Origin of the sequence: Streptomyces sp. NBC_01320, from assembly GCF_035974375.1 — a bacterium.
GTDB lineage: Bacteria > Actinomycetota > Actinomycetes > Streptomycetales > Streptomycetaceae > Streptomyces > Streptomyces yanii.
Map to the genome: position 1 here is coordinate 8,680,468 of NZ_CP108390.1, position 25,275 is coordinate 8,705,742.

The 25,275-nt window shown below is 71.4% G+C and carries 23 protein-coding genes; 12 read left to right on the top strand and 11 right to left on the bottom strand.

Going from position 1 to position 25,275, the window contains the following annotated elements:
* Window positions 1-5: 5 nt before the first annotated feature.
* Window positions 6-1,040 carry a lytic polysaccharide monooxygenase auxiliary activity family 9 protein gene (locus tag OG395_RS39465; RefSeq protein WP_327247200.1) on the bottom strand — a complete coding sequence of 345 codons (1,035 nt, stop codon included), beginning with the start codon at window positions 1,038-1,040 and terminating at the stop codon, window positions 6-8.
* 287 nt (window positions 1,041-1,327) lie between these two features.
* On the opposite strand from OG395_RS39465, the gene OG395_RS39470 reads away from it, so the two are divergent.
* Together OG395_RS39470 and OG395_RS39475 are read left to right on the top strand one after the other, a co-directional pair.
* Complete coding sequence (locus OG395_RS39470) at window positions 1,328-1,792, top strand: GNAT family N-acetyltransferase (protein WP_327247201.1); 465 nt, start codon at window positions 1,328-1,330, stop codon at window positions 1,790-1,792.
* A 67-nt stretch (window positions 1,793-1,859) separates the two neighbouring features.
* A complete protein-coding gene (locus OG395_RS39475) occupies window positions 1,860-3,338 on the top strand; it encodes a trifunctional class I SAM-dependent methyltransferase/NUDIX hydrolase/VOC family protein (protein ID WP_327247202.1) in 1,479 nt (492 codons plus the stop codon).
* On the opposite strand, the gene OG395_RS39480 is transcribed toward OG395_RS39475, so the two are convergent.
* Both OG395_RS39480 and OG395_RS39485 read right to left on the bottom strand, forming a co-directional pair.
* Entirely contained in the window at window positions 3,335-3,844 is a 510-nt protein-coding gene (locus OG395_RS39480) for a DUF402 domain-containing protein (RefSeq protein ID WP_327247203.1), read from the bottom strand. The two genes, OG395_RS39475 and OG395_RS39480, sit on opposite strands and share 4 nt — an antisense overlap.
* Complete coding sequence (locus OG395_RS39485; protein WP_327247204.1) at window positions 3,825-4,745, bottom strand: GNAT family N-acetyltransferase; 921 nt, start codon at window positions 4,743-4,745, stop codon at window positions 3,825-3,827. Before OG395_RS39485 ends, OG395_RS39480 begins: the two co-directional genes overlap by 20 nt.
* 69 nt (window positions 4,746-4,814) lie before the next feature.
* Here OG395_RS39485 and OG395_RS39490 point away from each other — a divergent pair, with 69 nt between their 5' ends.
* Entirely contained in the window at window positions 4,815-5,189 is a 375-nt protein-coding gene (locus OG395_RS39490; protein WP_327247205.1) for a GntR family transcriptional regulator, read from the top strand.
* Window positions 5,190-5,286: 97 nt separating this feature from the next.
* On the opposite strand, the gene OG395_RS39495 is transcribed toward OG395_RS39490, so the two are convergent.
* Entirely contained in the window at window positions 5,287-6,381 is a 1,095-nt protein-coding gene (locus OG395_RS39495; protein WP_327247206.1) for a DUF5925 domain-containing protein, read from the bottom strand.
* A 550-nt stretch (window positions 6,382-6,931) separates the two neighbouring features.
* Here OG395_RS39495 and OG395_RS39505 point away from each other — a divergent pair.
* Complete coding sequence (locus OG395_RS39505) at window positions 6,932-7,732, top strand: SGNH/GDSL hydrolase family protein (protein ID WP_327247207.1); 801 nt, start codon at window positions 6,932-6,934, stop codon at window positions 7,730-7,732.
* A 31-nt stretch (window positions 7,733-7,763) separates the two neighbouring features.
* Here OG395_RS39505 and OG395_RS39510 read toward each other — a convergent pair whose 3' ends face one another.
* Window positions 7,764-9,401 carry a serine/threonine-protein kinase gene (locus tag OG395_RS39510; protein ID WP_327247208.1) on the bottom strand — a complete coding sequence of 546 codons (1,638 nt, stop codon included), beginning with the start codon at window positions 9,399-9,401 and terminating at the stop codon, window positions 7,764-7,766.
* Between the two features lie 278 nt (window positions 9,402-9,679).
* Here OG395_RS39510 and OG395_RS39515 point away from each other — a divergent pair, with 278 nt between their 5' ends.
* Window positions 9,680-9,943, top strand: coding sequence for a hypothetical protein (locus OG395_RS39515; protein WP_327247209.1), 264 nt, complete (start codon window positions 9,680-9,682; stop codon window positions 9,941-9,943).
* 80 nt (window positions 9,944-10,023) lie between these two features.
* Here the strand turns inward: OG395_RS39515 and OG395_RS39520 are convergent, their stop codons facing one another.
* Window positions 10,024-11,220, bottom strand: a complete 1,197-nt coding sequence (locus tag OG395_RS39520; protein ID WP_327247210.1) for a CaiB/BaiF CoA transferase family protein — start codon at window positions 11,218-11,220, stop codon at window positions 10,024-10,026.
* Window positions 11,221-11,342: 122 nt separating this feature from the next.
* Between OG395_RS39520 and OG395_RS39525 the strand changes: the two genes are divergently transcribed.
* Together OG395_RS39525 and OG395_RS39530 are read left to right on the top strand one after the other, a co-directional pair.
* Window positions 11,343-13,088, top strand: a complete 1,746-nt coding sequence (locus tag OG395_RS39525; protein ID WP_327247211.1) for an amidohydrolase — start codon at window positions 11,343-11,345, stop codon at window positions 13,086-13,088.
* A gap of 200 nt (window positions 13,089-13,288) precedes the next feature.
* On the top strand, window positions 13,289-13,897 hold the full coding sequence (locus OG395_RS39530; RefSeq protein ID WP_327247212.1) for a TetR/AcrR family transcriptional regulator: 609 nt from the start codon (window positions 13,289-13,291) through the stop codon (window positions 13,895-13,897).
* 101 nt (window positions 13,898-13,998) lie between these two features.
* Here the strand turns inward: OG395_RS39530 and OG395_RS39535 are convergent, their stop codons facing one another.
* Both OG395_RS39535 and OG395_RS39540 read right to left on the bottom strand, forming a co-directional pair.
* Window positions 13,999-14,820: an ABC transporter permease gene (locus tag OG395_RS39535; protein ID WP_327247213.1), complete on the bottom strand. Its 822-nt coding sequence runs from the start codon at window positions 14,818-14,820 to the stop codon at window positions 13,999-14,001.
* Entirely contained in the window at window positions 14,817-15,794 is a 978-nt protein-coding gene (locus tag OG395_RS39540) for an ATP-binding cassette domain-containing protein (protein ID WP_327247214.1), read from the bottom strand. Before OG395_RS39540 ends, OG395_RS39535 begins: the two co-directional genes overlap by 4 nt.
* 64 nt (window positions 15,795-15,858) lie before the next feature.
* Between OG395_RS39540 and OG395_RS39545 the strand changes: the two genes are divergently transcribed.
* Entirely contained in the window at window positions 15,859-16,578 is a 720-nt protein-coding gene (locus OG395_RS39545; protein ID WP_327247215.1) for a TetR/AcrR family transcriptional regulator, read from the top strand.
* Between the two features lie 14 nt (window positions 16,579-16,592).
* Here OG395_RS39545 and OG395_RS39550 read toward each other — a convergent pair whose 3' ends face one another.
* The 3 genes from OG395_RS39550 to hmgA all read right to left on the bottom strand — a co-directional run bounded on the left by OG395_RS39550 (window position 16,593) and on the right by hmgA (window position 20,068).
* A complete protein-coding gene (locus tag OG395_RS39550) occupies window positions 16,593-17,819 on the bottom strand; it encodes a type ISP restriction/modification enzyme (protein WP_327247216.1) in 1,227 nt (408 codons plus the stop codon).
* A gap of 63 nt (window positions 17,820-17,882) precedes the next feature.
* Entirely contained in the window at window positions 17,883-18,668 is a 786-nt protein-coding gene (locus tag OG395_RS39555; protein WP_327247217.1) for a GntR family transcriptional regulator, read from the bottom strand.
* A 62-nt stretch (window positions 18,669-18,730) separates the two neighbouring features.
* Window positions 18,731-20,068 carry a homogentisate 1,2-dioxygenase gene (hmgA, locus tag OG395_RS39560; RefSeq protein ID WP_327247218.1) on the bottom strand — a complete coding sequence of 446 codons (1,338 nt, stop codon included), beginning with the start codon at window positions 20,066-20,068 and terminating at the stop codon, window positions 18,731-18,733.
* Between the two features lie 177 nt (window positions 20,069-20,245).
* On the opposite strand from hmgA, the gene OG395_RS39565 reads away from it, so the two are divergent.
* Genes OG395_RS39565 through OG395_RS39580 form a run of 4 tightly spaced genes read left to right on the top strand, consistent with a single transcriptional unit; the run spans window position 20,246 to window position 25,248 of the window.
* Window positions 20,246-22,447, top strand: coding sequence for a right-handed parallel beta-helix repeat-containing protein (locus OG395_RS39565; protein ID WP_327247219.1), 2,202 nt, complete (start codon window positions 20,246-20,248; stop codon window positions 22,445-22,447).
* A 17-nt stretch (window positions 22,448-22,464) separates the two neighbouring features.
* Window positions 22,465-23,301, top strand: coding sequence for a hypothetical protein (locus OG395_RS39570; RefSeq protein WP_442818788.1), 837 nt, complete (start codon window positions 22,465-22,467; stop codon window positions 23,299-23,301).
* Window positions 23,298-24,581, top strand: a complete 1,284-nt coding sequence (locus OG395_RS39575) for a hypothetical protein (RefSeq protein WP_327247220.1) — start codon at window positions 23,298-23,300, stop codon at window positions 24,579-24,581. The genes OG395_RS39570 and OG395_RS39575 overlap by 4 nt, the downstream gene beginning before the upstream one ends.
* A gap of 46 nt (window positions 24,582-24,627) precedes the next feature.
* Window positions 24,628-25,248, top strand: coding sequence for a TetR/AcrR family transcriptional regulator (locus tag OG395_RS39580; protein ID WP_327247221.1), 621 nt, complete (start codon window positions 24,628-24,630; stop codon window positions 25,246-25,248).
* Window positions 25,249-25,275: the final 27 nt, after the last annotated feature.

Below are 25,275 nucleotides of genomic sequence, written 5' to 3' on the forward strand. Positions count from 1 at the left end.
TGCTCTCAGCGTCCGTGCCGGGCAGCGATGACGGCCCGGCGACGGACCGAGACGAACAGTGCGGCCGCGCCCACGGCGAGCGCGGCCGCACCGCCGATCGCCAAGTACGGGGTGCTGCCGTCGCCACCCGTTTCGGCGAGGTTCTCGCCCGCCGGGGCGGGACCGGTGGCACTGTCCGGCTCGGGCGCGTTCGCCTCGGACGGACCGGTCCCGGACCCGGCGGCCGGAGCCGCCTCGGTGACCTTCGCCCCCGTACCGGCGTCGTCGTCGCCATGACCGCCGTGCTCCACGGACGACTTGCCCGCGCCGCCGGCGATCTCCTGTTCGGACGGTGCGGACGCCGTGGGCGCCGGGACCGGGCCGACCGAACCGCTGCCGCCCGCGCCGCCGCTCGCGTTGCCGAAGACCACATCGGAGCAGGCGTAGAACGCTTCGGGGGAGTCCGAACGCTGCCAGACGGTGTAGATCAACTGCCGCCCCGCACGCGTCGGGACGGCGCCGTCGAACACGTACGAGCCGCTCTCCAGCTTCGGGTCGGTGGCCGTGGCAAAGGGCTTCGCCTCCAGGTCCGACCATTTCAGGGGCTTCGCCGGGTTGTAGCCGGCCTTGGTGAGATACAGCTCGAAGGTGCCCCTGTGCGGTGCCGTGGCCCGGAAGCGGAAGGTGTGGGTGCCCGCCTTCATCTTCGTCGCCGGCCAGTCGGCACGCGGCAGATCGAGCCCCTTGAACTTGTCGTTGCCCGCACTGCACAGTTTGCCGTCCGGGATCAACTGCCGGTGCTGTCCTGCCGCGTTGGCGATGTTGACTCCGTTCCAGTCGTACAGCGCCTGCGTCCCGCCCGCCGCGACCGCGGCCACGCACGCAGCCGACTTCGGGTGCTCGGGCCCCTCGGCGAAGCAGGCGGAGACCCGGCTGACCGGATCCGTCAGCGAACCATGGGCGGCGGACGGCGCCGCGGCGAGAACCGTCAGCGCGAGCGGCGCCGTGCCGAGCGCGACGATTGCGGCGGCCTTGCGGCGGGCGGTCCTGATCACGGCCATGGTGGCGTCTCTCCTTCGGCGGTCCACGTGGGGACAGGGAGAAGCTAGCCGTTCGCCTGCCCGAAACCGGCGTGGAAAAGGGCACTTGGCGATCGTTATGGCCCCCTTAAGGGACCGCTCAGCAGCGATTAAGAACACGGGGGTCAGGGGGTGCGGCCGAGGAGGACACCGCCCGTGTCCCGTCGGCGGCGCTCGCGCCACGGTCCGGGGCGGCGATGCGGCCCTCTCCGTACGTGCACGAGGTACCCACCCGTAGGTCATGGCCGGGGCCCTCGTACCGTGCTTCCATGACCGCCGACACGTCCGACGAGATCCGCCCCGCCGCCCCGGCCGACGTCCCCGCCGTACGGGCCGTCACCGATGCCGCCTACCGGCACTACATCGCGCGCATCGGCGTCGTCCCCGCACCCATGCGTGCGGACCACGCGGCGGATGTGGCGGCGGGCCGGGTGTACGTGACGGGGGCCCCGGACGCCATCGGCGTCCTGGTCCTCGTCCCGCACGAGGACCACCTCTTCCTGGAATCCGTCGCCGTCCACCCGGACGCGGCCGGCCGGGGAGTCGGCCGACGGCTGCTCGCCTTCGTGGACGCGCACGCCCGCAGCCTCGGCCTTCCCGAGATCCGCCTCTACACCAACGCGCTGATGTGGGAGAACCAGAAGATCTACCCGCGCTACGGGTACGAACTGGTGGAGCGGCGCGTGGACGGCGTCTATGACAGGTTCCACTACCGCAGGCGGCTGACCCGCTGACCGGCCGACCCGCTGACCGGCCGACCGTCTGATCGACTGTGTCAGTGGTGGCTGAGACGATCGACGCATGACGACGATCGACTGGGACTCCGCCGCCGACTCCTTCGACGAGGAGCCCGACCACGGGCTGCTCGATCCGGTGGTCCGGCACGCATGGGCGCAGCGCCTGGAGAACTGGCTGCCCGGGGGCCGCTCCGAGGTGCTCGACCTGGGGTGCGGCACCGGAAGTCTGGCGCTGGTCGTCGCCGGGCAGGGCCACCGGGTCACCGCGGTCGACCGGTCGCCGCGCATGGTCGAGCAGGCGCGGGTCAAGCTTGCCGGGACGGGCACCGAGGTGCTCGTCGGGGACGCGGCTCGACCACCGGTCGGGAAGCAGCAGTTCGACGTGATCATGGCCCGCCATGTGATGTGGCTGCTGCCCGATCCCGAGGCCGCTCTGCGCCACTGGTTCGGTCTGCTGCGGCCCGGCGGGCGGCTGCTGCTGATCGAGGGGGTGTGGGGCGGGGTGGGGCTCTCCGCCGAGCGACTGACGGCACTGCTCACCCCGTTCACCGAGCGCATCCACCACGAGCGGCTCTCCGGCGACCCGAACCTGTGGGGCAAGCAGGTCGACGACGACCGGTACGCGCTGGTGGCGCGCGCCGAGCCGCCGCACCGGCACACCGAGATCGTCGATGTGCATCTGATCCTGCGCCGCGGCCCCGACGTCCTGCTCGCCCGCCGCGCCGGCACGGGATACGCGGACGGGCTGTTCAACGGTCCGTCCGGACATGTGGAGGACGGCGAGGACGTCCGCGAGGCGATGATCCGCGAGGCCGCCGAGGAGATCGGTCTCGCGCTGGACCCGGACGAGTTGCGGGTCGCCCTGGTCATGCAGCACCGGGGTCCCGGCGGCAGTCCCCGGACCGGCTGGTTCTTCGAGGCGGAGTACGACCCGGCCCGCCCGCCGTACAACCGCGAACCGGAGAAGTGCTCGGAGCTCGCCTGGTTCCCGCTGGACGCCCTGCCCGACGACATGGTCGCGTACTGCCGTGCGGGGCTGGACGGTTACCGGGCGGGGGAGCACTTCCTGATCCACTGGCACGAGGACGGCGACACCGTGGCGTACCAGCCGCACGGCATCCGTCGCGCGGTCCCGCTGCGGTCCGGCGGGTCCGGTACCGGCGGGGTGCATCACATCGAGCTGTGGGTGCCCGATCTGGCGGTGGCCGAGGCGGGGTGGGGCTGGCTCCTCGGTGAGCTGGGCCATGTCCCGTACCAGAGGTGGGAGCACGGCCGCAGTTGGCGGCGCGGTGACACCTACCTGGTGATCGAGCAGTCACCGGCCCTGGCCCCGGGACCGCACGACCGGCTCCGCCCCGGCCTCAACCACCTTGCGTTCCACGTCCGGGACCGGGCCACGCTGGACGCGCTGGTGGCGCGGGCCCCGGAGAACGGCTGGCGGCTGCTGTTCGCGGACCGCCATCCGTACGCGGGCGGCGACGGGCACTGCGCCGCCTATCTGGAGGACACGGCGGGGTACGAGGTGGAGCTCGTGGTGCGTTAGCGTCCGCCGCCGGACGGGCGCGACGGTGCCAGCAGCCCCGCGAGCCCGCCCGCGAGGGCGAGGCGTTCCAGCTCGTCCAGTGCACGGCGGGCGGCATCCGCCGCGTCGGGATCGTGTGCGGCCAGTCCGCTCTCCTCGAACTCGTCCTCGTCCAGCCGCAGTACGGAGGAGCCGTCCGCGGACACCCACAGATCGAGATCCAGGTCCTCGACCAGCAGCTCCCCGTCGCCCAGCACCGCGGGCCGGGTGATGTCGCAGTACCAGCCCTTCAGTGTCCCCTCGCCGGTGCGGACCTCCTTCACCGCGAACCAGCGGTCGCGCCAGTAGTGCTCGGTGAAGACATCACCCGGCTCGAACCGTACGAAGCCGAAGTCGCGCACACCCGGTGCGGCCCATGGTGCGGTCACCGTCACCAGGGTGCCGTCGTCGCCCACGAGCTCAGCCGGGTAACGGATCTTCGTCCGCCCCGCCTTGACCAGGACGACCTCAACCGATGTTGTGGACATGGCGCACCTCCGTGGCGCAGATCCGGTAGCCGAACCATGTGTTGATGGCCAGCATCGGGCCGTTGTCCGCGTCATTGCCGGTGTACGCGTCCGTGTAGCCGGCCGCGCGTGCGCGGTACAGCGAGTCGGTCTTGGCGAGCTTCGCCAGACCCCGGTTGCGGTACGCCCTGCGGGTGCCGGTCATCCCCGACCAGTAGCGGGTCAGGCCGTCGGTGTTCGCCGCGCTGAAGGCCGCCACCTCGCCGTCCACCACAGCGACCGAGGTGAGCTCCCGGTCCAGACCGGGGTTGTTCCAGGTGTTCCGCAGCCAGTCCTCGTAGTCCGAGAGTTCGGCCGGGGTGTCGCTCGGCTCGTCCGCCGTGGTCTCCGCGTCCGCCTCGAACAGGGGCCGCGGGTCGTCCGCGAAGTCCGCGGCGGTCCGCAGCTCCACACCGGACGGAGGCTCCTGACGGGGCGGCAGCGTGCCGTGTGCGAGGTCGAGATGGAGGAAGTGCGCCGGACGGCTCGGCGTATACCCGCGCTTCTCGGCGAAGACCCGGTTCGCAGGCTCGTCGAGCACCCAGGTGTAGATGGCGACAGGACCCTCCCCGGCCAGATACTCCTCGGCGGCGCGCACCAGCAGCGAGCCTGCCCCGCGGCCCACCCGGTGGGGGTGCGTGTACGGATTGCAGAAACCCTGGCCGGGCTCCGGGCTGTCATGGACGATGCCGACCTGAGCGGTGCCGATGATCTCCCCGTCCTCCTCGGCGACCAGCAGCCTGTACCGCCTGTCGGGATGGGCGTTGGCCTGTTCGAAGGCAACCTGCTCAGGAGTCGTCACCATGTACGGAAGTGCGGCGCGCCGCACCCGTACCCACGCCTCGGCGTCGGCGGGCACGAAGTCGCGAACGATCACAGTCATGCGGCGGACGTTACGGTGAGAACCGGCCCGGTCGCCTCCGAATTTCCGGCGGTGGGGGAGAATCGGGCCGTGACTTTGAAGATCGCTCTCGATCCCGACTCCGGCATCGCCCCGTACGAGCAACTGCGCACGCAGATCTCCGAACTGGCGCGGTCCGGCGCGCTGCCCGTCGGCTACAGACTCCCGACCGTACGCGGCTTCGCCGAGGAGCTCGGCCTCGCCGCGAACACGGTGGCCAAGGCGTACCGGACCCTGGAGGCGGACGGGGTGATCGAGACCCGCGGACGGAACGGTACGTTTGTCGCTGCCGCGGGGGATGCGGCGGAGCGGAAGGCCGCGGAAGCGGCGCGGGAGTACGCGGACCAGGTGAGGCGGCTCGGGTTGTCGCGTACGACGGCGGCGTCGCTGGCGCAGGATGCGGTGCGGGCGGCGTACGAGGAGTGACCGCGGCCGTCCGGTCCGGTGGCCGTTCGTGTCCTCAAGGGCGCGAGAACCAAGCCCGTCCGGTGATCGAGGGCAGACAACCTTACGGGCGGAACCCTCACAGATACAGGCCCGCGTCCGCCCCCGCGTCCTGCTTCGGCACCGAGGCGGGACCGGTGCCGCGGCGCAGCGCGTACAGCTCGGCCAGCGTCGAGCCCTCGCGGCGGAGCCCCTCCTCCGAGCCCAGCCAGGCCACCGCCTCCTGGTGCGTCAGTGGGCCCACCTCGATGCGGGCCAGGCAGCGGCCGGGCCTGACGACCGCCGGGTGGAGCCGCTCCAGGTCCTCATTGGTCGTCACGCCCACCAGCACATTGCGGCCCTGGCCGAGCAGCCCGTCGGTGAGGTTCAGCAGCCGGGACAGCGCCTGGCCCGCGGTGTGCTTGGCCTCGCCGCGGATCAGTTCGTCGCAGTCCTCCAGGAGCAGCAGCCGCCACCTGCCCTTCGCCGTGCCGTCGTCCTCGCCGATCGCGATGTCCATCAGATAGCCGACATCGTTGAAGAGCCGCTCCGGGTCGAGTACGCAGTCGACCTGGCACCAGTCCCGCCAGGACCGGGCCAGCGTGCGCAGCGCGGACGTCTTGCCGGTGCCGGGCGGGCCGTGCAGCAGGAGCAGCCGGCCCGCGATGTCGTCCGGTGTCACCTTCATCAGCCGGTTCATGGCCCCGGCCACCGGCGCCGTGTAGTTGCTGCGCACCTCGTCCCATGTACCGGCGGCGATCTGCCGGGTGGTGCGGTGCGGGCCGCGGCGCGGCGAGACGTACCAGAAGCCCATCGTCACGTTCTCGGGCTGTGGTTCCGGTTCGTCCTGGGCACCGTCCGTCGCCTGGCCGAGAATCTTCTGCGCCAGTTCGGCGGTGGTCGCGGTGACGGTGACGTCGGCGCCGCGGTTCCACCGCGAGATGAGCAGCGTCCAGCCCTCGCCCTCGGCAAGGGTCGCGCTGCGGTCTTCGTCGCGGGCGGCGCGCAGCACCTTGGCGGCAGGCGGCAGCAGCGTCGCCCCGGACTTCACCCGGTCGAGGGAGGAACTGTGGGAGTACGGCTGCTCGCCCGTCGCGAAGCGGCCGAGGAACAGCGCGTCGACGACATCGGCCGGGGAATCGCTGTCGTCGACGGTGAGCCGGATCGGAAGAGCGGACTCAGGGTTGGCAGACATGGCGCCCATGATCCGGCACAGGGGCACCCGGCGCACCCAGGTTTTGCCACCTTCTGCCACCCGTCCGACCGGTCCGCATCGATCCCCTCCTCGAGCCGGTGATTCCGCGTCGGACCTGGCGGGTCCGCCGCACGACCGCGTACCCCTCGGTGAGGATCCGGTCGGCGGCGAAGTTCCGGGCGATCGACGACGGCCCGGCGGAGACCAGCCGTTCGAACTCCGTGCATCCCCGCGTACCCGTCGTCGAAGGTGATCGGCACCGGGCGCGGCAACAGGGGTGCTGGTGCGTCAGGCCCGGCCGAGCCCTGCGGGGGAGACGGCCGGAACGGGGGAACGTGTCTCCGTACCCTCCCCATCTCGATGTCGATGTTCTGCATGCGCGACTTTGCCGCCCGGTGCGTCGGATGCCGGAATTCCGGATGACGCACGCTCAGCGGGCCGTCAAGGAGACCCCATCGGACAGACTTGGCATGAACACTTCCGGCGCGGCGCCCGTGCTGCTACCACGGAGTAGGGCAGAGATCCTGCCGGTTGGTCCAAGGGAGAATCCATGAAGATATCCAGACTTGTGGTGTTGTCGTCCTCGCTTCTGCTCGGTGCCGTACTCGCCCTGACCGGGGCGGCCACCGCGAACGCCGCAACGTCCGTCGATTACGTCGCACTCGGCGACTCGTACTCCTCGGGGGTCGGCTCCGGCAGCTACGACAGCGCCAGCGGCGACTGCAAGCGCAGCCCCAAGGCCTATCCCGCGCTCTGGGCCGCCGCCAACTCGCCCGCTTCGTTCGCCTTCACGGCCTGCTCGGGCGCCCGTACCGGTGATGTGACGGCCGGACAGCTCGGCCCGCTCTCCGCCTCGACCGACCTCGTCTCGATCTCCATCGGCGGCAATGACGCGGGCTTCGCCGATGTCATGACCACCTGTGTCCTCCAGTCGGAATCCACCTGCCTCAGCCGGATCGCCACCGCCCGCAGCTATGTCGACTCCACCCTGCCCGGCAACCTCGACTCGGTGTACACGGCGATCAGGTCCAAGGCGCCGTCCGCGCACGTCGTCGTCCTCGGTTACCCCCGCTTCTACAAGATCGGCGGCAGTTGCCTAGCCGGCCTGAGCGAGACCGAGCGCTCCGCCATCAACAGCGCCTCCGACTACCTCAACGCGGCAACCGCCAAGCGTGCGGCCGACCACGGCTTCACCTTCAGCGATGTCGCATCCAGGTTCACCGGGCACGAGATCTGCTCCGGCAGCGCCTGGCTGCACAGTGTCAACTGGCTCAACATCGGTGAGTCCTACCACCCCACCGCCGCCGGACAGTCGGGCGGCTATCTGCCCGCCCTCAACTCGGTGGTCTGACGGGGCGGCGGAAGGGTACGGGCCGCCCCGGTCAGTCGCCCGCCGGAGCGGAAGCCCCTTCCGCCGTGGCGGAGGCCCCGTCCGTCGGGGTCTCCGTCCGGCAGGTCACCGAGAACGCCACTCCGTTCGAGGTGACCGCGACCGGACTCCTCACCTCCAGGGTGATCGTTCCGTGGTATGTGGTGTCCTGCCGGTACGTCAGCTCCGTGTGCGCCACCTGCTTCGACCGCCCGTCGCCGGCGCCGAAGGACAGCGACTGCCAGCCGGGATCCGAGCTCGTACCGTCCTTCAGCGCCCACCGGTACTCGACCTGCGCCGGCGTACGCCCCACGGTGATGGTCGCCTCGACCGTCGGTGCCTCGGTGCGCGGCGGCGGGCAAGTGCCCTCGTAGCTGTCGCGTACGGGGGTGAGATACACCGTCACGGCCTGGGGCGGCGGCTTGCTCGTACTGCTGTTGCCGGTGCTCCCGGTGCTCCCGGCGCCGCCTGTGCCCGGTGATCCGTCGGCGTCGGGCGTTCCCCCGGTGGCGGGCGTCGAGCGCGGGGCGCTGCTGGTCGGGCCCGGGCCGGGGGCTCCGGTGGCCCCTCCCGCGTTCTTGTCGTCGCCCTTGTGGGCCAGTGTCCAGACGATCCCGCCGATGGCCAGCAGCAGGACCGCCAGGCCTACGGCGAGAACGGCGACCGCCCGACGCGACCGCTCCTCGGGGGCGTACGCGGACGTCGCAGAAGAAGCGGGGGAGGGGAAGGAGGTCGCGGGAAACGGCGTCGCGGGCGCCGTCGTGCCGGCCGTCGTCGTGGCGCCGTGCGGATCCGCCGCGCCGGCCCCCGCGGTCCGCGGCGTACCCCCGGCGGCGACGATCCGCAGCCGATGCTCGGCCTCCGCAGCCGAGAGCCGCTCGGCCGGGTCCTTTCGCAGCAGCGCCTCGACGACCGGGGCGAGCGGGCCGGCTCGCCGCGGCGGCGGCAGTTCCTCGTCGACCACCGCCCGGAGCGTGTTCAGCGGGGTGTTCTGACGGAACGGCGAATTGCCCTCGGTCGCGGCGTACAGAAGCACACCGAGTGACCACAGATCCGATTCGGGCCCCGGTGTGCGTCCCAGTGCGCGCTCCGGTGCCAGGAACTCCGGCGAACCGATCAGTTCACCCGTCATGGTGAGTGCGGACGTCCCCTCGACCATGGCGATACCGAAGTCCGTCAGCACCACCCGCCCGTCGTTGGCGAGCAGCACGTTGCCGGGTTTCACATCGCGGTGCAGCACCCCGGACCCATGGGCGCTGCGCAGCGCGGCCAGCACCTCCGCGCCGATGTGCGCCGCCCGCTGCGGGGACATGGGGCCCTCGGCGTCCAGTACCTCGGAGAGCGCGAGCCCGCGGATCAGCTCCATCACGATCCACGGGCGGGAGTCCTCGGTCGCCACGTCGTAGACGGTGACCACGTTGCGGTGGGAGACTCTCGCCGCCGCCCAGGCCTCCCGCTCCAGGCGCGCGTAAAGCCGCTGTACGTCGGGGGTGGGAAGCCCCGACGGGGCGCGAACCTCCTTCACGGCGACCTCGCGCCCCAGCACCTCGTCGCGGGCCCGCCACACGGTCCCCATCCCGCCCTGGCCCAGGGGGCCCAGCAGACGGTAGCGTCCCGCGATCAGTCGGTCCTCGCCCGGCACTTCGCTCACGGTGATCCCCCATCCGCAGGAGTGGCGGCAGCACGGCGGAAACCTCTCCACGCTAGCTCAGACCGGACCGTTCCCGACCCCCTTGCGCACCAATCCGCCGCCGCGGGCGAACCGTTCCCGTTCTGTCCAACTCGCCCTGAAATCGAGCGAATTATGAGTACGGTCGTCAACCTCCGTATGTGTGTACTCAATCCGGCGCCCGGGATACACGCGTGTCATCGCGGGGGGATAGGGTTAACCTGCCCGGGCCGGGTGCCCTCGTACGGGTGGGGAGTGACATGGAACAGATAGCGATGCGCAGCAGGCCGCGTGTGCCTGCCATCACATGTGGGAGCAGTGCGACCAGTTCGCGCCTCGACCGCCATCTCGCAGTGCTCGGCGGCCCCGCCGTCCCGCAGCGCGAGACCGCGGAGGCGACGTTGCTGATGCTGGAGCTCACCTCGCGCGACGCCGCGCACAGCCGCCGGAGCAGGAGCGCGCGTGTCTCGCTCTTCGCCCCGCTGCGGCGACTGCGGCGCTCGCTCTTCGGCAGCCGCCGCTGACCCGACGGCCTGTCATCATCGATCCGGCCCCCGACCGATCGCCCGTCCCTGACTGAACCGGCCCACCGCTCGGGCCGCGCTCAGGCGATCACACCGTCCCGTCGCAGCTCCGATGTCTGCTCGTCCGTCATCCCCGCGGCCCGCAGCAGTGCTTCGGTGTGCTCACCGAGCGCCGGTACGGCTCCCATCCGCGGCTCCGCCCCGCCCGGCAGCGTGATCGGCGGCAGCATGGCCCGCAGCGGCCCGACCGGTGACTCCACTTCCCGCCACCGGTCCCGCGCCGCCAGCTGCGGGTGCGCCGCCACATCCGCCACGGTGTTCAGCCGGGCGCAGGCGACGCCCGCGGCGTCCAGCTCGGCCAGCGCCTCCTGCGTGGTCAGCGTGGCGAGCACCTCGGCGACCACCGCATCGGTCCGCTCCCGGTGAGCGGTCCGTGCGGTGTTCGTCGCGAAGTCCGGATCGTCCGCCAACTCCGGCCGTCCCAGAACCTGTTCCGCGAGCCGGCGCCACTCCCGGTCGTTCTGCACGGAGAGCAGCAGGTGTTCCCCGTCCGCCGTCTCGAATGCGTCGTAGGGGGCGATGACGGGATGCGCGAGCCCCGCACGCGCCGGGGTTTCGCCTCCATGCATCCGATGGTGCAGTGGATGCCCCATCCACTCGGTCAGCGCCTCCAGCATCGAGATCTCCACCGGCCCGCCGAGCCCGGTGGTCGCGCGCCGCAGCAGCGCCGCGAGCACCCCCGAGAAGGCGTACATCGCCGCCGCGATGTCGGCGGCGGGCACACCCGCCTTCACCGGCTGCCCGGGCGTGCCGGTGACGGAGACCAGGCCCGCCTCGCACTGCACGAGCATGTCGTAGGCCCGCTTGTGTGCGTACGGCCCGTCGGCGCCGTACCCGGAGATGTCGACGGCGACCAGCCGCGGGTGCGCGGCGCAGAGCGTCGTGGCGTCCAGACCGAGCCGGGCGGCCGCGCCCTGGGCGAGGTTCTGTACGAACACGTCGGCGTCGGCGACCAGCCGGCGCACGACGGCGAGGCCGCGGGGGTCCTTGAGGTCGATCGCGAGGGACTCCTTGCCGCGGTTGCACCAGACGAAATGCGAGGCCAGACCGCGGGCAGCGGTGTCGTAACCGCGGGCGAAGTCACCGCCGTCCGGGCGCTCGATCTTGATGACCCGGGCGCCGAGGTCGGCGAGCTGCCTGGTGGCGAACGGGGCGGCGACGGCCTGCTCGATGGCGACGACGGTGATGCCGTCCAGGGGGAGGGGGTGAGTGCTCATGGGAACCGTACCTATCGTGTACGTAACAACTTTGTCATCCCGAGATGTTGACGTCGAAAACTTCCGGGGCCAGGGTGCTGATCGTTTGGCACGTACACAGCACCTCACTCCCGGAGGCGTACATGTGTGACCTGCACGACCAGCACGAGCACGCGCACGAAGCAGCCATGGCAGCCGGCCCGGTCCTCAGCCGCAGACGGATCATGCAGTTGCTCGGCGCGGCAGGGGTGACCACCGCCGTGATGACGGCCGAGGCCGATCCCGCGATGGCCGCGGCCTCCGAGGCGGCCGAAGCCGCGACGGACGACGGTTACGAGGCACCAAAGGGACTGGCGCAGGACAGCCCGGCAAAACAGGCGGCCATCGGCTGGATCGACACCAACAGTGGCCGGATCACCGGGCTCAACGCGGAGATCTGGGACCATGCCGAACTCAGCCTGCGCGAGTGGAACTCCTCGCTCGCCGAGGCCGGGTTCCTGGAGAAGGCGGGATTCGACGTAGAGTTCGGCACCGCGGGCTTCCCGACCGCGTTCACCGCCACGTACCGCTACGGCAGCGGCGGCCCGGTCCTCGGCTTCAGCGGGGAGTACGACGCGCTGCCCGGCCTCTCGCAGAACAAGGGCGTCGGCCACCACGATCCGCGCGAGTACATCCACGACCCGTTCGCGCCCGGTTACGGCCCCGGGCACGGTTGCGGGCACAGCGCGCTGGGAACGGCCGCCGCTGCGGCCGCGGCAGCCGTCGCCCAGGCCGCGGCGAAGCACCGGCTGCCCGTCACCGTGAAGTTCTTCGGCTCGACGGCAGAGGAGGCGCTGATCGGCAAGACGTACGCCGTCAGCAAGGGCGTGTACGACGGTCTGGACGCCTTCCTGGACTGGCATCCCTCCACAGCCAACGCCACCGGCTGGGGCACCACCACCGCGATGACCGCGGTGACCTTCACCTTCCTCGGGGTCGCCGGCCACGGCGGAACCCCGCTCGGCAACAAGAGCGCGCTGGACGCCGCCGTGATGATGGCGACGATGTCGGAGTTCCTGCGCGAGGAGAACCTCGCTCCGTCGGGGCGGCTCCACTGGGTGATCAACAACGGCGGTGACATCCCGAACGTCACCCCGGAGATCGCCGAGATCTCGTACTACGTCCGCGAAGGCAGTCCGGCCCGGGTGCAGGTACTGCTCGACAAGGTGATCGCGGTCTCGGAGGCGGCGGCGAAGGCCAGCCAGACCACGGTCGGACACCGGATCACCTCGGCCTGCTGGAACCAGCTGCCGTCGAAGTCCTTCGCCGAGCTGCTGCACGAGAACATGACGCAGATCGGTCCGCCCGCATTCACCGACGAGGCGCACCGGCTGGCGAAGGAACTCCAGGAGTCACTGGGACTCCCGGCCACCGGCATGCACGACAAGGTCGGCGCGCTCACCCCGCCCAACCCGGTCTTCATGGGCGGCGGTTCGACCGATGTCGCGGACATCAGCTGGAATGTGCCGACCGTGTCGATGGGCGCGGCGCTCGCCCCGATCGGCACCAAGATGCACACCTGGTCCACAGCCGCGTGTGCGGCCGCCGCGCCCGGCCAGGCGGCGGTGATCGCCGCAGCGAAGTATCTGGCCGCGACCGCGGTCGATCTGCTCACCCAGCCGGAGCGGCTGAAGGCGATCAAGGCCGAGTTCGCCGAACGCACCAAGGGACTGGCGTGGAAGACGGCGCTGCCCGGTGGCTATGAGCCGCCGATGTACGAGCCGCCGGCCTGGTTCCTGAAGAGGACCGGGCAGAAGTGGCCGCCGAAGAACATCACCTGGCCGCCGAAGCGGGTCGTGTCGCAGGAGAAGTTCTCCTCGCTGGGGCCGGAACTGACACCGCAGAAGTAAAGGGGCAGAGGTAAAGGGCGTGGTGCCGGGGCATGTCCGTGGCATGACCCGGCACCACCGCACCGGGTGCCGCCTGCCTGGCGGCGGGAACGGCGCTCATGCCCGCCGGGGCCGGCGCCCGCAACGGTGACCCGGGCCGCGGGCGACGGTCCGACCGGGACCGAAATAATTCGGCACCGAAGCACTTCTAGACTGTGCGCATGTCCGAAAAGCGAGCAGCGCGCCTCAGTCCCGACGAGCGAAGGGCTCAGCTGGTGGCCATCGGCCTGGACATGCTGGCCGACCGGTCACTGGACGAGCTCTCCACCGACGAGGTGGCGCGCCGTGCCGGGATCTCCCGGGGGCTGCTGTTCCACTACTTCGACTCCAAGCGCGACTTCTACCGTGTCGTGGTGCAGCAGGAGTGCGACTGCTTCGCCGCAGCCACGGAGCCGGACTCCTCGCTGGAGCCCGTTCCCTGGCTGCGGTCGTTCATCATCGGCTTCGTGGCGTACGTACTCGAGCACCGCAAGGTCTATCTGGCCCTGGTCCGCGGCGCTGCGGGGAGTCATCCCACGGTGGAGGACATCGTCGAGAGGACCCGGGACACGCTCGCCCGGCGGGTGGAGGAGGGGCAGCGGCGGCTCGGGATGCCGGACTCGCCGTGGCTCTCCATCGCCAGCCGGGCCTGGATGGCGTTCGCCGAGGAGGCCGTCACCAGCTGGCCGCTCGACGAGCCGGACGCGCTGGCGGAGCTCGCCGCCTTCCTGGAGTCGAGCTTCATCAGCCTGCTCAGCACGCTGGACCGGCCGGCCGCGCTGACGCATTGATCCCGCGGCGAGCCAGGTGGGCGTGCCACGCCGACGCGATGACCCCTCGAGTGTCCGGGGCATCCGCCGCGTCGGCGCGGTGGCCCCTCGGCGAGTCCGTGTCACTCGCCGCCGCGCGCATGGCGCCGCACGGCCAGCGGTACGAACACCATGAGGAGCGCCGCCGACCAGGCGAGCGTGCCCGCCACCGGGTGGGCTGTCGGCCAGGCGGCGTCCGCGGACGGCGCCGCATTGCCGAACAGGTCGCGGCTGGCGGCGGCCATGGCGCTGATCGGGTTCCACTCCGCGACCGTCCGGAGCAGGCCGGGCAGATTGTCGGTCGGGATGTAGGCGCTGGACAGCAGCGGCAGGATGAACGTGGCGCTGCCCAGCTGGCCCGCCGCCTCCTCGTTCCGGATGAGCAGCCCCAGCCAGCAGCCCAACCAGGACGTGGCGAACCGGAAGAGCAGCAGCAGTCCGAACCCGCCGAGCGCCGCCGACGGGCCGCCCTCGATGCGCCAGCCCACCGCCAGCCCGACCAGGATCAGCGGCACCATGCCGATCGCCGTGGTCAGCAGATCGGCCGCGGTCTGCCCGAGCGGTACGGCGGTGCGGCTCATCGGCAGCGTACGGAACCGGTCCATCACCCCCCGGTGGCAGTCCTGTGCGGACTGGAACATCCCGGTCATGATGCCGTTCGCCGCCGTCGCCGCGAGCAGCCCGGGCACCAGGAACGCGCGGTACTCCTGCCCCGGCATGGCGAGTGCGCTGCCGAACACGTACCCGAAGAACAGCAGCATCGTGATCGGCATGGTCTGGGTCAGGATCAGCACCCCGGGGGCTGCCTTGATCCGCTGCAGGTGGCGGCCCAGCACGGCGCAGCCGTCGGCCAGCGGTGTGCTGGTGACCGTGCGGGCCGCGGTCGCTTCCCGTGCCTGCGTCATGCTGTCGTCTCCTTCAGGGGTGGGGAGGTGCGGCCGTCGCCGCGGTCGGTCAGGCGGAGGAAGACCTCGTCGAGCGTCGGCGGGCGCAGGCTCGCGTCGATCAGCGGTACTCCCGCCGCGTCCAGTTCGCGGACGATGCGGGGGAGAGTGAGCGTGGTGTCGGTGGCGACGGCGCCCACCGTGCGGCGCGCGTGGTCGAGCACGGGTTCGACACCGGTGAGCCGGTCCAGGACGCCGGCCGCGGGCACGAGGGCCGATTCATGGCCGACGACCACTTCCGCGTAGGAGCCGATCCGGGCCTTCAGCTCGGCGGGGGAGCCGCGGTGGGCGGCCCGGCCACGGTCGATCAGCACGATGTCGTCGGCCAGATGGTCGGCCTCCTCCAGATACTGCGTGGTGAGCAGGACGGTGGTGCCCCGGTCCGCCAGTTCGCGTACCGCCGCCCAGATCTGGTTGCGGCTGTGCGGGTCGAGTCCGGTGCTCGGCTCGTCGAGGAAGAGCACCTGCGGACGGGTCAGCAGGCCGGCGGCCAGGTCCAGGCGGCGCCGCATCCCGCCCGAGTAGGTGCGGGCCGGGCGGTCGGCCGCCTCGGTCAGCTCGAAGCGTTCGAGGAGTGTGTCGGCGTGGCGGCGCACGGCCTCGCCACGGAAGCCGAGCAGCCGGCCGAAGAGCCGCAGATTCTGCCGGCCGGAGAGCTCGTCGTCGACCGACGCGCTCTGCCCGGTCACCCCGATCGCCGCGCGCACCGCGCCCGCCTCGCGCACCACGTCGTGCCCGGCGACCCGGGCGCTGCCGCCGTCCGGGGCGGTCAGTGTGGTGAGGATCCGGACGGCGGTGGTCTTGCCCGCGCCGTTCGGTCCCAGGACTCCGCAGACGGCGCCCTCGGCGACGGCGAGATCGAGCCCGCGCAGTGCGTGGACGTCCCCGTAGCGTTTCTCCAGACCTTCACTAAGTACAGCGTACGTAGTTGTCATGCTGCCCACCGTACCTCACTACGTACGGTGTACGTAACTAGGATGGTGAGCGAGGTGATGATCGATGGTGGGGCGACCCGCTGTACCCGAAGTGATCTGGGCACGCCCCGAGCGTGCGGGCCGTGGCCCGAAGCCCGCATTCAGCCGCGCCGACATCGCGGACGCCGCCGTCCGCATCGCCGATGCGGAGGGCGTCGACGCGGTGTCCATGCGCAAGGTGGCGGCCGAGCTCGGCTGCGGCACGATGTCGCTGTACAACTACGTGCCGCGCAAGGAGGACCTGTACGAGCTGATGGTCGACCGGGTCAGCGCCGCTTACGAGCTGCCGGAGCACCCTTCGGGGGACTGGCGTGCCGACCTCGTCGCACTCGCCCACCAGACCCGTGCCCTGATGCACCGCCACACGTGGGTGCCCCGGCTGATGTCACCCGTCTACGGCTTCTCGCCGAACGCTCTGCGGTTCCTGGAGTACGCGCTGAGCTGCCTGGACGGCCTGGACGCGCGGTTCGGCGAGAAGATGGAGCTCATCGCCATGGTCAACGGCATGGTCACGACATATGTGTCCAACGAGATCGCCACGGCGGAGCGGAGCCGGTCACTGCCCTGGTCCGAGGAGCAGGAGCACGCCGTCCGCACCGGCTATCTGATCAGCCAGATCATGACCGGGAAGTACCCGCGGATGGCGGCCGGGTTCGCCGAGGACTCCGGGCCGATCGATCTGGACGGGGTGTTCGACCGGGCGCTCGACCGGGTGCTGGACTCGTTCGAACGGTCCGCGTCCTGACTGCCCGACACGAGTCACACCAGGGCGAACTGCCCTTCCGGGCCCTCCTCGTGGTGGTCGAGCACGGAAGCCGGCCGCCTGGCCGTCGCCGCGACCGGCAGGACACCGGCCGCCCGCAGATCACCGGTGGTGAGCCGCGGGCCGTCGGCCGGCTCCTCCTGCCGGGGCCGGAGTTCGGCGAGCAGGGCCAGCACGGTGATCAGTTCCAGCAGTTCCGAGGTCCACTCCTGGGGCCAGCCCCGGGGCCGTATCGCCTCCAGACCGTCCGCCCCGTCCGCCCCGTCCGCCGCGGCCCGTCGCTCGAACCACAGCTCCAGCATCCGGACCCCGCCCACCCGGAACTCCCAGGCTCCCGCCGGCACGGGCGAGATACGTCCCGTACCCAGCAGGAGCGTCTCGTCGCCGGGGTCGTACTCCAGCGTGCCGGGCGCGGCCGGTACCGCGGCCCGCACGTAGGGGCGCCGCCCGCCGGGCAGCCGCGGGCGCTCCCCACCGCGCGCGCCGCGCAGCTGCAGCCGCAGCAGCTCCTGGCCCAGCTCCACCCCGGCCCACCAGTGTGCGGTGTCGGCCGGCAGCGGCACGACGGTCCCGGCGGGGGAGTGACGGGCCGCCGTGACGATCCACGCCAGCACGGTCTCCGCGGTCACCGTGTCCCCGTGCCGGGCGCGCAGCAGCCCGAGCAGCCCGGGCGCCAGATTGGGTTCCCGTCCGCCGGGCCTTCGGTAGAGCGGCCGGATCCGGCCGGGGCGGCCCGCCGGCCAGTGGCCGTCGGGCAGCAGCGCCGTCACGGACAGGGCGGGACCGGTGTCCTGCGGTACGTACCCGTGCTCGACGGCGAAGAGCTGGTGCCCGTCGGCGACCCTCCACAGCTCCGGGCGGGCGGCGTCGATCAGCCGGTGGTCGGGGATCAGCCACTGCTCGTCGAACGGTCCGTGCAGGATCCGCACCGGCTCGGGGCACGGGCCGGACTCCCGTGCGAACCGGGAGGTGGAGGTGGTCTGGCCGGGCAGCGCCGCGACCGGAGTCTGCGGGTCACGGGAACGGGTGGGCCGGAAAAGCTGTTCGCGCTCGGCTCCTTCGGCGCTGACCAGACGTCCCCAACGGGCCTTGAGGGAACCGGCGTCCGGGGCCGTCACCCAGGGGCGCCCGGTGCGCAGGGGCCGTACGGACCATGGCATGAGGTCATCGAGCAGCGGGATGTCGTCGTCCCCGCCGGCTCCGGCGCCCGCCCGTGCTGCCACCGTGTCGTCCTCCCCGTCGCCACGTCCGCCGCCCCAGGCATCGTAACGGCGCGTCGTGTGCGGTCAGTGCGCTTCGACCGTCACCGAGAACGAGAACCTGTCCCCCCGGTACCGGATCTGTGCCACATCCACCACCCGGCCGCCCTCGTCGTACGTCACCCCTGTGTAGAAGAGGATCGGGCTGAGCAGCGGGACCTGGAGGAGCTCGGCGGTGGCCGGGTCGGCGAGCCGCGCCTCGACCGTGTCCGTGATCCGCGCGATCCGGATGCCGACGCGATCGCGCAACACCTTGGTCATCGGCCAGCGTTCGAGATCGGCGGCTTCGAGCCGGGCCGCGACCTCGGGATGCACCGTGTTCTCCGCCCAGTTGGTGGGTTCGCCGGTGTCGCCGTCGCAGCGCAGCCGCCGGTAGCCGACCACGTCCGTACAGCCCGGGAAGTACTCGGCGAGATCGCCGGGCAGGGCGAGCGGGCCATGGCCGAGGACCGTGGTGCGCTCGCCCGACTGCTGGGCGACGATCGCATCGATCGAGCCGAGCAGCCGGACCGGCGAGGCCCGGCGGACCCCCGGCTCGATGAAGGTGCCGCGCCGCCGGTGCCTGCTGATCAGCCCCTCCGTTTCCAGCTCCTTGAGCGCCTGCCGCATCGTGAGGACGCTGACGCCGTAGTGTGCGGCGAGCTGCTCCTCGGTCGGCAGCCGCAGCGAGGCGTCCTGGGCGCGGCCGAGTATGGACGCGCGCAGGGACTGCGAGACCTGGTACCACAGCGGCAGTTTGCGGTTCAGGACCAGCGAGTCGGGGGCGAAGGCCGTCACCTGGGGCGTCTGGGGCAGTTGAGGCACCTGGGTCACCTGGACTCTCCGTACTGCGACACTGCGGACGCGACGAGCGGGGGCCGGGAAGCGGCGGCTTCCTACGGCCGGAAATTGCGTTCGAGACCCTGCCACACGTCGTCGTACCCGCGCTGCAGGTGGTCGGCGGTCGCCGCCTGTCCGGTCGCCGTGACCGGCCAGCGGGTCTCGAACATGAAGGCAAGACCGTCGTCGATCTTCTGCGGCTTCAGCTCCGCCGCGCTCGCCCGGTCGAAGGTCTCCCGGTCCGGGCCGTGCGCCGACATCATGTTGTGGAGCGAGCCGCCGCCCGGCACGAAGCCGCCCCTGCCGGCCGTCTTCGCGTCGTACGCCCCCTCGATCAGCCCCATGTACTCGCTCATCACATTGCGGTGGAAGTACGGCGGCCGGAACGTGTCCTCGCCGACCAGCCAGCGCGGCGCGAAGACGACGAAGTCCACACCGGCGAGACCGGGGGTGTCGGACGGTGAGGTCAGCACCGTGAAGATCGACGGGTCGGGGTGGTCGTAGCTGATGGAGCCGATGACATTGAAGCGGTGCAGGTCGTAGACGTACGGGGTGTGGTTGCCGTGCCAGGCGACGACATCGAGCGGCGAGTGGTCGTATGTCGCGGACCAGAGGTTGCCGCAGAACTTGTTGATCACCTGGACCGGGCGGTCCGCGTCCTCGTACGCGGCGACGGGAGCGAGGAAGTCCCGGGCGTTGGCGAGACCGTTGGCGCCGATCGGGCCGAGGTCGGGGAGGGTGAACGGCTGCCCGTAGTTCTCGCAGACATAGCCGCGGGCGGAGTCGTCGAGGAGTTCCACCCGGAAGCGGACACCGCGAGGGATCAGTGCGATGTGGCCGGGTTCGGCGCGCAACAGGCCCAGTTCGGTACGGAGCAGCAGGCCACCCCGCTCGGGGACGATCAGCAGTTCGCCGTCGGAGTCGCTGAAGACCCGGTCGGTCATGGCCGTGTTGGCGTGATAGAGGTGCACGGCCATGCCGGTGCGCTGGGTGGCGTCGCCGTTGCCGCCGAGGGTCCACAGCCCTGCCAGGAAGTCCGTGCCGGGCGCGGGGTCGGGGAGCGGGTCCCAGCGCAGCCGGTTCGGATCGGGGACGGACTCGGTGAAGGGGGCGGTGCGCACCGCACCGTTGTCGATCCGGACGAACGGCGGGTGAGCGGCCGAGGGACGGATCCGGTAGAGCCAGGAACGGCGGTTGTGGGCGCGCGGTTCGGTGAAGGCCGAGCCGCTCAGTTGCTCGGCGTAGAGGCCGAGGGGTGCTCGCTGCGGCGAGTTGCGGCCCTGCGGCAGCGCCCCCGGGACCGCCTCGGAGCTGTGCTCATTGCCGAAACCGGCGGAGTGCGCAAGCGCTTCCGCCGTCTTCCTCGCCTGCTCGATGCCGCTGGTGCCGCCCATGCCGCGCTCCCGGTGCCGAAGAATTCCTATGGGACACCGTAGGAATCAGATCGGGGCACGTCAACGGGGCAGGGCGGTGGCGCGTCGCGGATCCGGTGCGGGGTCGTGACGGAATTCTTTTGATCCGTCGCGCAGAAGGGGGTTCCAAAAGTTGAACAATGCTCTACTCTCCGGCACATGTCGTGGACACGAAGACTTCTGGTGGTCCTGGCGGCACTGGCCGCCGCACTCCTCGCGGGCCCGGCCGCCCAGGCGCACGAGGAACGACCGGTCACACTGCCCGACGGGTCCGGCAGTGTCCCGGTCCACCGCGCCGGCGAACCCGATCTGCTGGTCTGCAAGAGCGACCGCGCCGACTTCGAACGCCGGATATCCGGCTTCCCGGCGAAGCTCAGGGCACGCAACCTCGAACTCTTCGACCGGTGCCTGAAGTCCGGCTACCGCCATCTGCAACAGGCCGTCGACAAGGTCGGCAGACCCGGCATGAACATCGCGATCCTGCCCGGCCTGTACGAGGAGGAGCCCTCGCTGCCCAGGCCGACGGGGGAGTGCGCGAGGCTCAAGGCGCCCAACTCGCAGCTCGGCTACCAGATCCTGTCGTACGCGCAGCAGAAGCAGTGTCCGCACAACCAGAACCTGGTGGCGATCCTCGGCAAGAAGCAGCTCCAGATCGAGGGGACCGGGGCGGAGCGCACCGACGTCGTCATCGACGCCAAGTACCAGAAACTCAACGCGATCCGCTCGGACGGCTCCGACGGCATCTACTTCAAGAACTTCACCGCCCAGCGCACGACGTTCAACTCGCTGTACGTGCTGGCCCAGGACGGCTTCGTCATCGACGACGTCCTCACCCGGTGGAACGACGAGTACGGCTTCCTCACCTTCGCGAGTGACCACGGGCTGTACAAGAACTGCGAGTCGTACGGCAACGGCGACTCCGGCATCTACCCGGGCAGCGCGTCGGACATCAATGACGGATACGGCTACGACGTGCCGCGCTACTCGATCGAGATCACCGGCTGCCGCAGCCACCACAACATGGTCGGCTACTCCGGCACCGCGGGTGACTCCGTCCACGTCCACGACAACGAGTTCGACCACAACATGGGCGGCGCTTCGATGGACAGCGCCTTCCCCGGCCACCCCGGACTCCCGCAGAACCACGCACGCTTCGAACGCAACCTGATCCACGACAACAACGCCGACTACTACCCGTACGTGGCCGACGGAACCTGCGCCAAACCGCCGGTCGAACGCGGCTACGAGGACGGCGTCGTCTGCCCGCAGATCTCCATGCCGCCGGGCACCGGCATCATCACCGCGGGCGGCAACTGGAACATCTACGAGAACAACTGGATCTACGGACAGCGGCGCGCCGCCTTCTTCCTGAGCGCCGTCCCCGCCTTCATCCGCGGCGAGAGCGCCCTCGCGAAGCAGGCCGACACCTCGCACCACAACCGGTACGCGAACAATCATCTCGGCACGGACAAGGGGGGCCGCTCCCGGCCCAACCGCACCGATGTGTGGTGGGACGGCCAGGGCGACAGCAACTGCTGGCAGTCGGACACCGGACCGTCCACACCGCGCTCGCTGCCCGCGTGCGGGGCGGCGCGCGGCGCGGTCTCCGTCCGCACCGACCGGCTGGTGGGCGAACCGGTCAAACTTGCCCAGCTGCTGGTGTGTGCCGACTACAACGTGCAGGCGCGGCGGCTGCCGGCCGGCTGCGACTGGTACGGCGCACGCGGCATCGAGCGCATCGAGGTGCAGATCGCGCTGGGCGTCGCCCTGGTGCTCGCGCTGGTCGGCGGGGTGCTCTGGTGGCGCCGCCTGCGGCACAGCCGGCTCGCCACAGCGGCCACCCTGGTCGGCGCGATCGGCCTCGGGCTGGATGTGGCCGGTGCGACGACGGGCCTCGCGTCCTCCCATCTGCCTGCGGTGGCGCTGCTGCTGACCGGGGCGTGGTGGACCGGCATCGGGCTCGTCCTGCGCGGCGGGCGGCCCGGACTGGGCTGGACCACGGTGGTGCTGGGCGTCCTGACCCTGCTCGACGCCTTCGACAAGGCCGTCCTGATGATCCCGTGGATCCCGGTCGGCCCGGCCTGGATACGCGGCCTCCTCGGCGTCATCTGGGTGGTGTGGGCCGTGGCGGCCTCGGCGCGGCACGGGGAACGGGCGGTACGGAAGGAGGCGGACCCGGGGCCGGACGCGGACACGAACCCCGATGCGGCGGACGCGCTGGGCGACGACCGCGCGGGGGCCGGTGCGGGCGCGGGAAGGGATTCGGGATACGGCGCGGGTTCCGGACGCGGTGCGGATTCCGGGCAGGACACGGATTCCGGGTCCCACCGTGGCTCCGGGCGGGACGGGGACCGGTCGTGAGGCGATCTCCCCGCCCGCTGCGACGCAACAGGCTCACGTCGCTCACATCGCGCACGGCGTTCCCCCGGCTCGCGGTCGCCCTTCTCACCGCAGGCGCCCTCGTGTGCGGTGGGAGTGCCTGCGGTGGGCGGCCCACCACCCACCACAGGCCCGGCACCAGTCATGAACAGGCCGGCGGCAGCATCGGCCGGCTCCTCACCGCGGACGACGGATCCGGGCACCGGCTCCGCCAGGTCGAGGCCACGGGCGCCCCCGCGGTGACCGTCGCCGTACGGCCGGACTCCGAGGACGGGTGGAACGTCCATCTCTCCGTACGGAACTTCAGATTCAGCCCGGACAGTGTCGGCGGCGCGGCGCTCCTCGGGCGCGGCCACGCCCGGCTCTTCCTCGACGGCCACCCCCTGGCCCGGCTCTACGGCCCCTGGTACCACCTTCCCGACTCCCTCGTCCGCGAGGCGGGCGGCGGCCGCACCCTCACGGCCCGGCTGTACGCCGACGATCACACCGCCTGGGCCGTGCACTCCACACCGATCCAGGCCACCACGCCTCTGACCACCACTCCTTCCGCCGGCACCCCCGCCGAGCCCCGCCCCGACCGGACTCTGGAGATCGTCATCTCTCACGGCACGGTCAGCCCCGCCCCAGGCCGCACCGAGCTCAGGAAGGGGCAGCGCATCGAGCTGCGTGTCCGCACCGACCGCGCCGACACCCTCCATGTCCACGGCTACGACAAGGAGGCGCGCCTGCCCGCCGGACGGACCACCACCCTCACCCTCACCGCCGACCGCACCGGGCTCTTCGAGGTCGAGACCCATGAGTCCGATCTGCTCCTGACCCAGCTCGTCGTACGGTGAGCGTCCTCGCCCACGGCATCGGCTCCCGGCACGACCTGCCGCTGTCCCCCTTCTACGCGTTCGCCGGTGCCTTCGCCGCGCTCTTCGTCTCCTTCCTCGCGCTCGGCCTGCTCTGGCCCGCCTCCCGATTCCGGGGCGAACGGGCGGGCCGCCCGCTTCCGGTCCCTCTCCAACGCCTCGCCGATGCCCGCCCCACCCGTATCGCCGCGCGCGTCGTCGGCCTGGCCGCCGCCCTGTTCGTCCTCCTCCATCTCCTCCTCGGCCCGGACGGTCCGGAGCGCAACCCGGCCGCGGGCGCCGTCTACGTGCTCCTCTGGGTCGGGCTCGTCCCCGCCTCGCTCCTCCTCGGTCCCGTCTGGCGGCTCCTCAATCCCCTGCGCACGCTCCACCTCCTCGTCTGCCGCGCACTGGCCCGCGACCCGGCCGCGGGTCGCCCCCTTCCCGTACGCCTCGGTCTGTGGCCCGCCGCGGCCGGACTTCTCGCCTTCACCTGGCTCGAACTCGTCGCCCCCGACCCCGCGTCGTCCACCGCCCTCCTCCTCTTCCTCGTGCCGTATGGCGCTGTCCACCTCGCGGGCGCCGCCCGCCACGGCGCCCGCTGGTTCGACCATGCCGACGCCTTCGAGGTCTACTCCGGCCTGCTCGCCCGGCTCTCCCCCCTCGGACGCCGGCCCGCCGACCGCCGCCTCGTCCTGCGCTCCCCGTTCAACGGACTCGACGCCACCCCGCAGACCCCCGGCCTCGTCGCCACCGCCTGCGTCATGCTCGGCTCCACCGCCTACGACGGCTTCTCCGACGCCCCCTCCTGGATCACCGCCGTCCAGACCTCACCCCTGGGCCGCACCACCGCGGCCACGCTCGGGCTGCTCGCCGCCGTCGCCCTCGTCGCCACCCTCTATGCCCTCTGCGCCGGTGCCACCCGGCTGATCTCCGGTCAACTCCGCCACCCCCTCACCGTCTTCGCGCACTCGCTCGTCCCGATCGCCCTCGGCTATCTCGTCGCCCACTACTTCACGCTCTTCGTGACCGAAGGGCCACACACGGTCATGGTGGCACTCGGTGCTGACACTCCCGCCCCGCCCGAGCCGCCCCTGGCCCCCGGCGGCATCGCCGCGCTCCAGGTCGCCGCGATCGTCGTCGGGCACGTCCTCGGAGTCGTCGCCGCCCACGACCGGTCCGTGCGCCTCTTCCCGCCCGCCCGCGCCGTCGCGGGGCAACTTCCCCTGCTGGCACTGATGATCGCGTACACCATCGGGGGGCTGACCCTGCTCCTCGCCTGACCGCAGGTCCGCACCCGCCCGTCCCGCAGAGGAGAGTCACGGCATCATGGAGCCCGTGCCCCATGCGAATACGAACCTCCGCCGCGCCCCCGTGCAACAACGCAGCGCCGAGCGCCTCGCCCGGATACTCGACGCCTGCGCCGAACTCCTCGACGAGACCGGTTACGAGCAGCTGTCCACCCGGGCCGTAGCCGCCCGCGCGGAAGTCCCGATCGGCTCCGTCTACCGGTTCTTCTCCAACAAGCGCGCCCTCGCCGACGCCCTGGCCCGGCGCAACCTGGACAGTTACGCGGAGCGCATCACCGGTCGCCTGACCGCCATCCCGTCCGCCGACTGGCGCGGCGCCATCGACGCCGTGCTCGACGAATATCTGGCGATGAAGCGCTCCGTCCCCGGTTTCGCCCTCGTCGACTTCGGCGCCCCGGCCCCCGTTCACGACCCGGCCTCCGACGCCAATCACCGCGTCGCGGAGCGCCTCGCCGAACTGCTCTCCGGCTATCTGGGGCGCACCGCCGACGAGGATCTGCTCCGGACGATCCTGGTCTGCGTCGAAGCCGCCGACGCGCTCCTCCAACTCGCCTTCCGCACCGATCCGTCGGGCGATCCGGCGATCGTCGCGGAGACCCGTGTCCTGATCCAGGCGTATCTGGCCCGGGTCCTGGACTGATCCCGGCACGCACCGCACCTCACCGCG

What these genes read in the sequence shown, in the direction of transcription:
- OG395_RS39515 (WP_327247209.1), top strand. Translation starts at nt 9,680, where the DNA reads ATGGAACAGATAGCGATGCGCAGCAGGCCGCGTGTGCCTGCCATCACA.
- hmgA (WP_327247218.1), bottom strand. Translation starts at nt 20,068, where the DNA reads ATGGGCGGCACCAGCGGCATCGAGCAGGCGAGGAAGACGGCGGAAGCG.
- OG395_RS39480 (WP_327247203.1), bottom strand. Translation starts at nt 3,844, where the DNA reads ATGTCCACAACATCGGTTGAGGTCGTCCTGGTCAAGGCGGGGCGGACG.
- OG395_RS39465 (WP_327247200.1), bottom strand. Translation starts at nt 1,040, where the DNA reads ATGGCCGTGATCAGGACCGCCCGCCGCAAGGCCGCCGCAATCGTCGCG.
- OG395_RS39485 (WP_327247204.1), bottom strand. Translation starts at nt 4,745, where the DNA reads ATGACTGTGATCGTTCGCGACTTCGTGCCCGCCGACGCCGAGGCGTGG.
- OG395_RS39565 (WP_327247219.1), top strand. Translation starts at nt 20,246, where the DNA reads ATGTCGTGGACACGAAGACTTCTGGTGGTCCTGGCGGCACTGGCCGCC.
- OG395_RS39470 (WP_327247201.1), top strand. Translation starts at nt 1,328, where the DNA reads ATGACCGCCGACACGTCCGACGAGATCCGCCCCGCCGCCCCGGCCGAC.
- OG395_RS39545 (WP_327247215.1), top strand. Translation starts at nt 15,859, where the DNA reads ATGGTGGGGCGACCCGCTGTACCCGAAGTGATCTGGGCACGCCCCGAG.
- OG395_RS39540 (WP_327247214.1), bottom strand. Translation starts at nt 15,794, where the DNA reads ATGACAACTACGTACGCTGTACTTAGTGAAGGTCTGGAGAAACGCTAC.
- OG395_RS39520 (WP_327247210.1), bottom strand. Translation starts at nt 11,220, where the DNA reads ATGAGCACTCACCCCCTCCCCCTGGACGGCATCACCGTCGTCGCCATC.
- OG395_RS39525 (WP_327247211.1), top strand. Translation starts at nt 11,343, where the DNA reads ATGTGTGACCTGCACGACCAGCACGAGCACGCGCACGAAGCAGCCATG.
- OG395_RS39535 (WP_327247213.1), bottom strand. Translation starts at nt 14,820, where the DNA reads ATGACGCAGGCACGGGAAGCGACCGCGGCCCGCACGGTCACCAGCACA.
- OG395_RS39505 (WP_327247207.1), top strand. Translation starts at nt 6,932, where the DNA reads ATGAAGATATCCAGACTTGTGGTGTTGTCGTCCTCGCTTCTGCTCGGT.
- OG395_RS39530 (WP_327247212.1), top strand. Translation starts at nt 13,289, where the DNA reads ATGTCCGAAAAGCGAGCAGCGCGCCTCAGTCCCGACGAGCGAAGGGCT.
- OG395_RS39580 (WP_327247221.1), top strand. Translation starts at nt 24,628, where the DNA reads ATGGAGCCCGTGCCCCATGCGAATACGAACCTCCGCCGCGCCCCCGTG.
- OG395_RS39475 (WP_327247202.1), top strand. Translation starts at nt 1,860, where the DNA reads ATGACGACGATCGACTGGGACTCCGCCGCCGACTCCTTCGACGAGGAG.
- OG395_RS39495 (WP_327247206.1), bottom strand. Translation starts at nt 6,381, where the DNA reads ATGTCTGCCAACCCTGAGTCCGCTCTTCCGATCCGGCTCACCGTCGAC.